Below are 11,727 nucleotides of genomic sequence, written 5' to 3'. Positions count from 1 at the left end.
AAAGGAAGTGAGACAATGTCAAAATACCCATATCAAGGACGGAGAATGGACAAATCGCTGAAGCAGAAAGAAGCGATAGACGGCTGGCAGAAGTTATGTGGCCTTAGCATTTTTGAGAATGTGAATCCGGAGACAGTAAAGCGGCTCTCCCTGGCAGGGGCGGTAAAAGAGTTCCCCAAGGGACAGGTGATCATGCACGCAAAACGGCTGGTCGGCCAGGTCTATATTCAGCTTAGCGGAAAGTCGATGATCTATAATCTGACGCATAACGGAAAACGGAAGATCATCTTCATTTTCGGGCGGGGTGCACTTCTGAATGAGCATGTGTCCAATTTTCATGCGGCGGCACAGTTCTGTGAGACGATTGAGAAAAGCCGGATTCTGGTGATTCCGATGGCGGAGTTCATGCAGTGCATGGAGGAAGATTTCAGTCTGACGAAAGCAGTTCTGGCGGCGCAGGAGCGGAAGATCTGGAGGCTGGGGCATCAGCTTAAGAACACGATGGGGAGCATCTATCTGGAGAGAAAGCTGGCAGCCAAGCTCTGGAAATTGTCCAGAGATTTTGGGGTGGAGACGCCGGAAGGGATTGAAATCGATATAAACATGTCGATTACGTTTCTGGCGGATATGCTGGGGGCGCCGAGAGAGACGACGTCGCGGATCTGCAATACGCTGACGGAGTATGGGCTTATGAGGATTTGCAAGAAGCGAATCACGATTACGAATCCGGAGGCAATGTCGCATTTCTACAAAACAGGGGAGATCGCGAAGAAGGCATAAGGGTCCTGAAGAGCAGTAAAAAATGGTAGACACAAGACGGAAAAACAAGGCAACAATATAAGGAAATTTTAGATTCTGTGAGGATTATCACGGAATCTTTTTTTCGTTTTTGATAAAATATTATCAATAAAAATTTCGTACAAGAAAGGAGACGTTATGGGCTATCAGTTAACAAAAACGAAAGCGGAACAGATGTTTCAGAAGCTGTCGGTCACATGTGACATCTTTGCTCCAAAGCTGATGGAAGGGGAAGGCTGCTTCTCCGATACGGACATTATCCGGTATGGAAAGGTGCACTCGCTGGACGAGATCGTTTGGGACAAAAAATCGGACTATTCTTTCAAGGAAGCGCTGCTTGCGATCAATGAGACCTTGTTTTATTTTACGGAGGATACGACGACCGTTCCGAAGGGACCTAAGAAGGATATTCTGATCTTCCTTCGCGCCTGCGATCTTCATGCAGTGAAGCGCTTAGACGAGATTTATCTGAAAAATGGATTTGAGGATTTCTACTATGCGCGGGTGCGCGAGAAGGCGAAATTCATTCTAATGGGCTGCAAGGAGACTTGCAAGTCCGGGTTCTGTGTGAGCATGGGAACCAACCGGGCTGAGAATTATGACGCCTACCTGAAGGTGGAGAGTGATACCGTTTTACTTGATGTGAAATGCGAATGCATGGAACAGATGTTAAGGGAGGCAGCAGACGGCGAGGAAGCGGTGGTCTGTGATGTAACGCCGGATTATGTGACGGAGAACCAGGAAAAAGTGACCCTTCCGAAACAGCTCTCCAACGAGAGTTTTGGAAAGGATATCTGGAAAGAGTACGGAGATCGTTGTATCGGCTGTGGGCGCTGCAATTTTGTCTGTCCTACCTGTACCTGTTTTACCATGCAGGATATTTTCTATAAAGACAATCCGAAGGCGGGCGAGAGACGGCGCGTGTGGGCTTCCTGTCAGGTGGACGGTTATACCGATATGGCAGGCGGCCTAAGCTTCAGAAAGACCCAGGGAGAGCGTATGCGGTTCAAAGTGATGCACAAGATCTATGATTATGAGAAACGTTTCGGCTATCCGATGTGCGTGGGCTGCGGACGCTGCGACGATGTTTGTCCGGAATACATATCCTACTCCAACTGTATCAATCGTCTGGCAAAGGAGGAAAACGAGTAATGAAAAACGAATATATTCCTCAGTTATCAACTATCCGGGAAGTCATTAGGCATACGGATCTGGAATACACCTTCCTCATGGAATTTGAAGGAGACGTGAAACCGGGACAGTTTTTTGAAGTATCCATACCTAAATACGGCGAGGCTCCGATCTCGGTGAGCGGCATCAGCGAGGGAACCGTGGATTTCACGATCCGGAGAGTCGGAAAGGTGACGAATGAGATTTTTGAAAACTATGTAGGCGACCAGTTCTTTATCCGCGGACCCTACGGAAATGGATTTGAGATTGAGAATTATAAGGGCAAGGAGCTGGTAGTGATCGCCGGTGGAACCGGCCTTTCGCCCGTAAAAGGCGTGGTGGATTATTTCGCACGGCATACCGACGAGGCGGTGAGCACGACCTTGATTGCGGGCTTCAAGTCGCCGAAAGACGTATTGTTCCGGGAGGATTTTGCCTTCTGGAAGGAACACATTTCTGTAATCCAGACGGTAGATGCGGCGCCGGAAGGCTACGAGGGCCCTGTGGGAATGGTGACCAAATACATTCCGGATCTGAAATTTAACGATATCCAAAATACGGCGTTCATCTGTGTAGGACCTCCGATTATGATCAAATTTACGGTGATGGAGATCTTAAAGTTGGGCGTACCGGAGAAAAATATCTGGATCTCCCACGAGCGGAAGATGTGCTGCGGACTGGGGAAATGTGGACACTGCAAGATCGGATCTACTTATATCTGCCTGGACGGTCCGGTATTCAACTATGTAGACGGCAAAGAGTTGCTTGACTAGGAGGTGAAATAAGTGGGATTAGATATTAATACGAAAAAACTGAAAAAGAATGCATTTCGTGTGTCGAAGGAAAGAGGCATCGGCGCTTCCAGAATCCGTGTTCCGGGAGGTTATCTGAATGCGGAGGTGCTGGGTATGGTACAGGAGATTGCCCAGAGCTATGGAAACGGTTATGTACACTTGACCACCCGGCAGGGATTTGAGATCGAAGGAATCCGCCTTGAGGATATGGACGGGATCAATAAGAAATTACAGCCGATCATTGAAAAGCTGGAAATCAATCAGACGGATCCCGAAACGGGCTATCCGGCGTCCGGAACCAGAAATATCAGCGCGTGTATCGGAAATAACGTCTGTCCTTTCGCAAATTTTAATACGGCCGAGCTGGCAAAACGGATTGAGAAGGCCGTATTTCCAAATGATCTGCATTTTAAGATCGCACTTACGGGCTGTTCCAATGACTGCGCCAAGGCAAGAATGCATGATTTCGGCATCATCGGTATGACCATGCCGCAGTATGACCCGGATCGCTGCGTGAACTGTCAGGCCTGCGTGAAAGGCTGCAAAAAGCTGTCGGTAAATGCACTTCGTGTGGAGAATTATAAGATTGTGCGGGATACGGAAAAATGTATCGGCTGCGGAGTCTGCATTACCAAATGTCCGACCCGCGCGCTTACAAGGAGCAAAAAGAAATACTATAAGCTGACGATCATGGGAAGAACAGGTAAAAAGAACCCGCGTCTTGGACAGGATTTCCTGGTATGGGCAGACGCGGACAATATTATCAAGATTATCCTGAATACCTATAAGTTTGTAGAGCAGCACATTTCACCGGACGCACCGGCGAGGAAAGAGCACATCGGCTATATCATTGACCGTGTGGGATTTGAGGAATATAAGAAATGGGCGCTGGACGGCGTGGAGCTGATGCCGGAAACGGTCATGAAAGCGTGTGTTTACTGGGACGGAATTCATTTTGACAGGGACTCCCTTGGGAGATAGGAGAGAATTAGCATGAAAAAAATACAATCAACCTGTAATTACTGTGCCATAGACTGTAACATTGACTTCTATGTGGAGAAAGGCCGGGTAGTGAAGGCGGTGCCGACAAAAGGATACCCGGTAAACGACGGATTCTGCTGTATCAAGGGCCTGTCTCTCGATAAGCAGCAGACGACGGTAAAACCGAACAGTCTTCCGAAGATCCGCCAGGAGGACGGGACCTTTAAGGAGGTTTCCTGGGACGAAGGATTTCAGTATGTGGCAGATAAATTAAAAGAGCTTCAGGCAAAGTATGGCCAGGAGAGCGTGGCGGGAATCAGTACCGGCCAGCTGACCATGGAGGAATTTGCCATCTTCGGACATGTGATGCGGAATTACCTGAAAGCAAATGTGGACGGAAACACCCGTCTTTGTATGGCGACGGCGGTGGTGGCACACAAGCAGAGCTACGGTTTTGACGCGCCGGGATTTACACTTAAGGATCTGGAATTATCCGACCGGATCATTTTTATCGGAGCCAATCCGGTGGTGGCGCACCCGATTCTCTGGGGAAGAGTACGGAAGAACCAGGTGCCGGATCATAAGATCATCGTGATCGACCCGAGAAGATCCGAGACTGCCATGAATGCAGATTACTGGTACGGTCTGAAATGGCGCAGCGATCTGCTCCTCCTCTATACGATTGCAAATCTGCTGATCGAGAAAGATTATCTGGATCATGCCTTTATCGAGGAGCATACAGAGAAATTTGAGGAATTCAAAGAGTTCGTAAGGAGCTATACCCTTGAGAGAGCGGTAAGCGGCACCGGACTTTCCTCTGAGCAGATTCTGGAGCTGGTGGAACTCATTCACAGTGGAAAGAAGGTATCCTTCTGGTGGACCATGGGCGTCAATCAGGGATATGAGGCGGTGCGGACGGCCCAGGCCATCATCAACCTGGCGCTGATGACCGGCAATATCGGAAAACCGGGAACCGGAGCTAACTCCATCACCGGACAGTGCAACGCTATGGGTTCCCGTTCCTACAGCAATACGGCGGTATTTTTCGGGGGAGGGGATTTCGCCAATCCGGCGAGAAGAAAACGGATCGCGGAAGTGCTGCACGTAGACGAGAGTATGCTGGCCGAGAAGCCGACGAAGACCTACAACCAGATCATTGAAGGAATCAACGCCGGCGAGATCAAGGGGCTTTGGATCCTCTGTACCAACCCGCGGCATAGCTGGACGAACAACGAGACCTTTGCTTCGGCGGCAAAGAAGCTGGAGCTGTTCGTCGTGCAGGATATTTACGATACCATTGAAAGTGCAGAGGATTGTACGGTATTCTTCCCGGTCGTTCCCGGACTTAAGAAAGAGGGAACGTATATTAATCTGGAGCGCCGTCTGTCGGCGATGCGTCCGGTACTTGAGCGGGGAGAGAACGAGATTTCCGATTACGAGGCGATTTACGGGGTAGGAAAAGCGCTGGGAATGGGAGATGCCCTCAAAGGCTGGGAGACTCCAAGAGACTGCTTTAACCTGATGCGTGAATGCTCGCGGAATATGCCGTGTGACATTACCGGAGTGACCTGGGAGGCCCTTGAGAATTCCCACGGAATCCAGTGGCCGTATCCGGAAGGTAAGGAAGAGGTAAATGCCGAAGAACAGCGGCGCCTTTACGGCGACGGCATGTTCTTTACACCGTCTAAGAAGGCACAGTTCATGTTTGAGGAGGTGCGGGAAAATCCGCTCCCGAGAACAGAGGAATTTCCGTATGTACTGAATACAGGACGCGGCAGCGTAGGCCAGTGGCACACCCAGAGCAGGACGAAGGAAGTGCGGTTCGTGGAGGACGTTTCACTGAAAAAGGCATATCTCTATATGAATACAGAGCTTGCTGCCCAAAACGGAATCGAGGAGACGGACGAGATCCGGGTATATTCTGTAAATGGACAGAATGCGGTATTTACCGTAAAAGTGACCGACAATGTACAGCATGATGAATTGTATGCACCGATTCATTATATCGAGTGTAATAAGCTGACTCCGTCTGTTTATGATTCTTATTCCAAAGAGCCGTCCTATAAAGCGACTCCAATCCGGTTCGAGAAGATTGTACATGAAACGTGTGAAAAAGAGGCTACATTAGGTGTGAGTGCGGACGAGTTAAGTCCGTCATGTCAGAAATAGGAGGGGCGTTATGTATCGAATTAAAATTGACCGCAGCCGCTGTATCGGCTGCCTGACCTGTGTGACGGCATGTGTGGTCAGCCATGAGACAGAGAGTACCGATGCGAGAAACCGTGTGGTGATCGACAGTGAGACTCGTCCTGCGCCTATTTTCTGCCGTCATTGTGAGAGACCGGAATGTGTATACACCTGTATGACCGGCGCGATGAAGAAGAATCCCCAGACCGGATATGTAGAATATGATAAAGAGCAGTGCGCAAGCTGTTATATGTGTATCATGTCCTGTCCATACGGTATTTTGAAGTACGACAGTATCCGCAACGTGGAGATCATGAAATGTAACATGTGTGTACATCGGACGGAAGATGGAAGCGCGAACCCGATGTGCGTGGAAAAATGTCCGATGCAGGCCATCACTCTTGAGGAGGTGCGGGAATCATGAAATATGTAGTATTGGGCTCCTCGGCAGCCGGCGTGAACGGGGTCAGAGAGCTTAGACGGCTGGATGCGGATAGTGAGATCGTTCTGATTTCCAAGGATAAAGAGATCTATTCTCGTTGTATCCTGCATCAGTACCTTGGCGGTAAGCGGACGATGGAGAGGCTCTGTTTTGCGGAGAAGGATTTTGAAACGCTTTATGGCATTACCTGGTTTAAGGAAAGAAGCTGCACGCATCTTAAGCCGGAAGAAAAAGAAGTGGTGCTGGAAAATGGCGAGACCGTCAGCTATGACAAACTCCTGATTGCCACCGGCTCCCACACCTTTGTGCCGCCGGTAAAGAATTTGAAAGAAGCAAAAAATGTGGTTGGTTTCCGCAATATTGAGGATATGGAAGTATTAAAGGACGCGGCAAAACATGCGAAGCATATCATCGTCATGGGCGCGGGACTTGTCGGGCTTGACTGTGCCAGCGGTTTCCTGGAGCTGGGCGTCAAGGTGACGCTGGTGGAAATGGCGGGCTGGCTGTTATCGAAGCAGCTTGACAAAAGAGCAGCCGAGGCTTACCAGGACGCATTTGCAGGGCGCGGCGTGAAACAATATTATGGCGTGGGTATTGCAGAAGTGACTTTAGATGAGGAGAACCGGATTACGGAGGCAGTTCTGACCGATGGGACCAGACTTCCATGCGACTTTGTGGTTGTGACTGCGGGCGTGCGCTCTAACGTAGAATTCCTCGAGGGAACAGGAATTGAGCTGAGCCGTTTCGGACTTGTGTATGACGAGACCGGAAAGACCAGCGACGACAATATTTACGGAGCCGGAGACGTATCGGGAAGTAGCCCGATTTGGCCGGTGGCAGTCAAGGAAGGAATCGTGGCTGCAAGCAACATGGCAGGCGTGCCGCGGAAGATGACGGATTTCTTCGCCAGCAAGTCCACCATGAATTTCCTTGGAATTCCAAGTATGTCTTTAGGAGATGTGAATCTGGAAGGAGAGGATATCGAAGTGGAAGTGAAGAAGACGAAAGACTCCTACAAGAAGATTTTACATAAAAATGGGAAAATCGTGGGAGCGGTTCTTCAGGGGGATCTTGCTTATGGCGGAATCCTGCAGCAGCTGATCGCGCGGAAAATCGATGTGCGCAGGGTGAAGAAACCGATATTTGATATTGATTACTCTGACTTTTTCCATATGAAGGAGAATTTTGAGTATTATTTTGAAGAAGAGTAGACCCGCCTGCGGGAGAAGGAAGGAGAGAATAGATGGAGAGATTAGAGAGAATGCCGGTTCCGGTGCTGCCGACTTTTGTGGGAGCTTTGACTTTAAGTAATGTGTATTCGGGAATGGGATATACCTGGGTGAGACATTTGACGATGTGGACGGCGACCATTGTGCTGCTGCTTTACATTGTGAAGATCGTCAGGTTCCCGGGAACCTGCAAGAAGGAATATGAGACGGTAATTCCCTGCAGCCTGTACGCGGGATTTACGATGGTGATGATGATTCTGGGAAGTTATTATTTTGATTATGTTCCGGCACTTGGAAAAGGCATGGTACTGGCGGCCGTTGCGATTCATGCGGTGCATATTCTGATATTTACCTATCGCAATGTGATTAAAAAACGGGATATCAACACCTTTATGCCGAGCTGGTTCGTTACCTACAACGGAATCATGGTGAGCTGTGTCATCGGCGGACCGATGAATATCGCGCATGTTTTGAAATACGTGCTTTACTATGGAATTATCGTTTATTTTGTGATTCTGCCGTTCATGCTGTGGCGACTCTTTACGGTAGAGGTAAAACCGCCGGTCTACCATACGATGGCAGTGCTCCTTGCGCCGTGTAGTCTGTGCGTGGTAAGCTACCTGAATCTGGTACAGGATCCGAATCAGGTTCTGCTATTTGTACTTTATGGCTGTGTGCTGGCTTCGATTGCATTTATCATTATTAAGCTGCCGAAATTTTTCGCATTTTCCTTTGCACCGGGATTTGCAGGCATGACTTTCCCGATGTGTATCGGGATCGTAGCGACTAATAAGATGACGGCTTATCTGACCGGAGCAGGCAAAGAGTCTCTGGCGGCGATGACCGCGCAGCTTTCCGGAATTCAGATCTATCTGACCAGTATGATCGTGGGATTTGTGCTTCTGAATTTCCTGATCATGGCGCTTAGGATTGAGCGGAAATAGGATTGTGATTGAAATGGTGCTGTCCGGGGAAATGGATTTTCGGGCGGTATGAAATGGAAGAGGGGATTCTTGAAATCGTGAGGGATGGAGAGAATCTCCTTTTTGCTGCCAGAATAAGATTGTTGACGTATGATAATAATAGATATATAATTATAATGTGATTTTGCAAAAAAATTGCAGAATGGAGGTGGCTATATGCTTCTCGAATTTAAGACAAAGAATTATAAATCATTTATAGAAGAAGCCAGTTTCTCTATGGTCGCTGCGCCAAAGCAGAAAGGACTAGATTACAGTTTGATGAAAACTAAAATAAAAGGGAAAGAGATTAGAGGATTGAGTTCCTCTGTAATTTATGGACCGAATGCTGCAGGAAAGACGAATATTATAGGCGCAATGGACGTATTTCGCGCAATTGTATTACGAGGGAATGTCAGAAATTCTGATGAAAAATCTTCACCAAATCCGGCAGCGGCGGCATTGGAGTTAATTCCTAATAATAATGAAACGGAAGGAAAGCAGGTCTATTTTTCTACCGAGTTTTATGAAGAAGAAGCAGATGATAAATTTAGGATTTTGTATGAATTGGCAATTGATTTAGGAACATTCCTGGATGAAGAATATCCAAGAAAAATAACATTTGAAAGCCTTTTTGTAAATGGAGAGCCGGTTTTTAAACGCGCAGAAGATTTGCATATTGGGAATATGAAAGTAATCAAAAGATACCTCTCTGACGTGGCAAAACTAAATACAGAAAGTGTAAATGAGATTGCAAAGAACAGTTTAAGTCAAGAGGAATTGTTTTTAACAAATGGATTTAAACTCATTTTTTCACAGAAATTTACAAAACTTATTGTAGATTGGTTTACGAATAAGTTTATGGTAATATATCGTGCGGATTCTATGCAGTTGATTAAAAGATTTGCGGATCCTAAGAAAAAGGCAGTTTATGTGGAAAAGACAACCGATAAAGCGGCAAAATTATTTGGAATCAATTCCAATGCAGTAGGCTATGTAGTAAGTGAAGATGAGCCGGATGCAAAATTGTATTCTATATTTAGGAACACAAAGAATAAAAAAAGTGCGGCTATTGCGGCAGAAATTTTTGAATCTTACGGAACAATCCGCTTTATTAATATGTTTCCGTTAGTTATAAAAGCAATTCAGACAGGTGGAACATTGGTAGTTGATGAATTTGATGCGTCTATTCACCCAATGGCGTTGATGAGTATTATCAATGCTTTTCATAATGATGACATCAATATTCATCATGCGCAGTTGATTTTTAATACGCATAATCCGATTTTTTTGAACTCCAATCTGTTTAGACGGGATGAGATTAAGTTTGTAGAGCGTGATGACGATAATCATCAGAGCATCCTGTATGCATTATCTGATTTTGGAACGGCGGGCGACAAGGGCGTTCGTAAATATGAAGATTATATGGGGAAATACTTTATCAGCCAGTATGGTGCGATTAAGGATATTGATTTTACACCAATCTTTGAGGAGATTTTGGAGAGAGAAGAAGAGGTGTAGTGATGGCAAAGAGAAAATCAACTAATAAATATTATTTTAGTGTTGAAGGAGAAACGGAACAGTCTGGCTTTATAGGAGTCAGATTTTTGGAGGTGTACAATGGCGCTCGAAAATAAATTAGGGCTTACAAGTTCTGTAGATCTTGCCCGTGAGGAAGAACGCATCAGTAAGAAAAAGGCTGTGGAGCTTTTCGAAAACGGAACGCTTGATAAGCTCGATGCAGGAAAGTTTTCTGCACTTAAAGCAATTCATAAATATCTTTACGAGGATATCTACGATTTTGCCGGAGAACTCAGAACCGTCAATCTTTCAAAGGGGAGCTTCCGCTTTGCTCCTTTGATGTATCTTGAAGCAGCACTTGAGAATATCGATAAGATGCCACAGTCTACTTTTGATGAAATCGTTGAAAAGTATGTAGAGATGAATATCGCCCACCCGTTTAGGGAGGGAAATGGGCGCAGCACTCGTATCTGGCTGGATTTAATTTTCAAAACTGAACTTCACAAAGTTGTTGACTGGAGCAAAGTGGATAAAGAGGACTACCCGCTCGCAATGGAACGCAGCCCGATTAGAGATATCGAAATTAAACATCTGTTGAAAAACGCATTGACGGACGAGATCAACAGCCGTGAAGTCTATATGAAAGGCATTGATCACAGCTACTATTATGAGGGCTATACAACCTTTAAGACGGAAGAATTGTAAAAGGAAGGAGAGAAGGTAAGTTATGAGGAGAAGAGGAATTGGGCTTATACTGCTTTTGCTTGCCGCCGTTTTATGCTTTGGCGGCTGCGGAGGAAAAGAGGCAGAAGAGGCGGCGAAGAAGGAAGCCCAGGAGGAGCAGGAGAAAAAGGAAGAGGAAGAGAAAAAGAAGGCCGAAGAAGAAGCCAGAAAGGCCGAAGAGGCAAAAAAAGCCGAGGAGGAGAAGAAGGCCGAGGAAGCCAGAAAGGCTGAGGAAGCAGCGAAAAAGGCGGAAGAGGAAGCGAAGAATGCCAGGAGCGGCTATCTGATCGCAATCGATGCGGGGCATCAGCAGCACGGGAACAGTGAGCAGGAGCCGGTAGGGCCGGGAGCCTCTCAGACGAAGGCGAAAGTTGCCGGTGGGACCAGCGGAACGACGACGGAGATCCCGGAGTATGAGCTGACCTTGGCTGTTTCATTAAAGCTCAGAGATGAACTGGAAAGCCGGGGCTATGAGGTGCTGATGGTCCGGGAGACCAATGATGTCAATATTTCCAATGCAGAGCGTGCGCAGATGGCAAATGAGGCTGAGGCCAGTGCATTTATCCGGGTACATGCGAATGGGGCGTCTTCCAGCAGTGCAAACGGCATGATGACGATCTGCCAGACTCCCAATAATCCATATAACGGGGCGCTTTATTCTCAGAGCCGGTCACTTGCGGACTGCGTGTTAAATGCAGCAGTTGCTTCTACGGGCGCAAGGTATGAGAGAGTCTGGGAGACCGATACCATGAGCGGTATCAACTGGGCCCAGATTCCGACGACCATCGTGGAGATGGGCTATATGACCAATCCTGAGGAAGATCAGCTTATGGCTACGGAGGATTACAGGAGTAAGATCGCGGTGGGAATCGCAAACGGGATTGAGCAGTATTTTGGATTTTAAGAGAGAAATTTATGAAGGA

At 47.2% G+C, this 11,727-nt stretch carries 11 protein-coding genes; all 11 read left to right on the top strand.

Annotated features, from left to right (window positions below):
- Positions 1 to 15 precede the first annotated feature (15 nt).
- The 11 genes from ABXS75_16005 (at position 16) to ABXS75_15955 (ending at position 11,708) form a co-directional block, all read left to right on the top strand.
- Complete coding sequence (locus tag ABXS75_16005; protein ID XCP84541.1) at positions 16 to 780, top strand: Crp/Fnr family transcriptional regulator; 765 nt, start codon at positions 16 to 18, stop codon at positions 778 to 780.
- Positions 781 to 936: 156 nt separating this feature from the next.
- The gene (asrA, locus tag ABXS75_16000) at positions 937 to 1,950 is read left to right on the top strand and encodes an anaerobic sulfite reductase subunit AsrA (protein ID XCP84540.1); all 1,014 of its coding nucleotides are present in this window, start codon (positions 937 to 939) and stop codon (positions 1,948 to 1,950) included.
- Positions 1,950 to 2,741, top strand: a complete 792-nt coding sequence (gene asrB, locus ABXS75_15995) for an anaerobic sulfite reductase subunit AsrB (protein ID XCP84539.1) — start codon at positions 1,950 to 1,952, stop codon at positions 2,739 to 2,741. Before asrA ends, asrB begins: the two co-directional genes overlap by 1 nt.
- Positions 2,742 to 2,753: 12 nt before the next feature.
- Positions 2,754 to 3,743, top strand: a complete 990-nt coding sequence (gene asrC, locus ABXS75_15990; GenBank protein XCP84538.1) for a sulfite reductase subunit C — start codon at positions 2,754 to 2,756, stop codon at positions 3,741 to 3,743.
- 12 nt (positions 3,744 to 3,755) lie between these two features.
- Positions 3,756 to 5,912 carry a molybdopterin oxidoreductase family protein gene (locus ABXS75_15985; protein ID XCP84537.1) on the top strand — a complete coding sequence of 719 codons (2,157 nt, stop codon included), beginning with the start codon at positions 3,756 to 3,758 and terminating at the stop codon, positions 5,910 to 5,912.
- A gap of 10 nt (positions 5,913 to 5,922) precedes the next feature.
- Positions 5,923 to 6,354: a 4Fe-4S dicluster domain-containing protein gene (locus ABXS75_15980; GenBank protein XCP84536.1), complete on the top strand. Its 432-nt coding sequence runs from the start codon at positions 5,923 to 5,925 to the stop codon at positions 6,352 to 6,354.
- Entirely contained in the window at positions 6,351 to 7,583 is a 1,233-nt protein-coding gene (locus ABXS75_15975) for an FAD-dependent oxidoreductase (protein XCP84535.1), read from the top strand. Before ABXS75_15980 ends, ABXS75_15975 begins: the two co-directional genes overlap by 4 nt.
- A gap of 32 nt (positions 7,584 to 7,615) precedes the next feature.
- Complete coding sequence (locus ABXS75_15970; protein XCP84534.1) at positions 7,616 to 8,545, top strand: TDT family transporter; 930 nt, start codon at positions 7,616 to 7,618, stop codon at positions 8,543 to 8,545.
- A gap of 195 nt (positions 8,546 to 8,740) precedes the next feature.
- On the top strand, positions 8,741 to 10,081 hold the full coding sequence (locus tag ABXS75_15965) for an ATP-binding protein (protein ID XCP84533.1): 1,341 nt from the start codon (positions 8,741 to 8,743) through the stop codon (positions 10,079 to 10,081).
- A 99-nt stretch (positions 10,082 to 10,180) separates the two neighbouring features.
- Complete coding sequence (gene fic, locus ABXS75_15960; protein XCP84532.1) at positions 10,181 to 10,786, top strand: protein adenylyltransferase Fic; 606 nt, start codon at positions 10,181 to 10,183, stop codon at positions 10,784 to 10,786.
- A gap of 22 nt (positions 10,787 to 10,808) precedes the next feature.
- Complete coding sequence (locus tag ABXS75_15955; GenBank protein ID XCP84531.1) at positions 10,809 to 11,708, top strand: N-acetylmuramoyl-L-alanine amidase; 900 nt, start codon at positions 10,809 to 10,811, stop codon at positions 11,706 to 11,708.
- Positions 11,709 to 11,727: the final 19 nt, after the last annotated feature.

This window comes from Roseburia hominis (genome assembly GCA_040702975.1).
GTDB lineage: Bacteria > Bacillota > Clostridia > Lachnospirales > Lachnospiraceae > Allocoprococcus > Allocoprococcus hominis_A.
Note: the sequence above shows the minus strand (reverse complement) of the source record. Positions and strands in the feature narration are given on the sequence as shown.